The following is a 318-nucleotide window of genomic DNA, read 5'->3' on the forward strand; positions in this document are numbered from 1 at the left end:
AAATTTAAATTTAAATTTTCACGCTTAAAAGTCGCCCAAGAGTCTTTTCCTATTCTAAAATCAGTCATTCCCCAACGCTCATCATTTGAAGAAAATTTATCTAGAGTTAAACTCAAATAAAAATTATCATCAAGTGCATAAGAAAAACCAACTTTCACTCCCTTACGTTCTTTGAACCACATTTTCCAAGGATATTCCATACAGTTTTGATAAATACTAGTTTCGTAGTTGCCTTTAAGATATAGTCTCACTCGTCTTCCTCTTCGTCTAACTCCACTTCTCCATAGATTTTAATGTATTCTTCATTCCTGCGGTCGT

At 33.3% G+C, this 318-nt stretch carries 1 pseudogene; it reads right to left on the reverse strand.

Annotated elements, in window-relative coordinates:
• A pseudogene (locus AWH02_RS06810) lies at positions 1–251 on the reverse strand (hypothetical protein); the annotation flags it as partial.
• Between the last annotated feature and the right edge of the window lie 67 nt (positions 252–318).

The organism is Streptococcus gordonii, from assembly GCF_001553855.1.
Taxonomy (GTDB): Bacteria; Bacillota; Bacilli; order Lactobacillales; family Streptococcaceae; genus Streptococcus; species Streptococcus gordonii.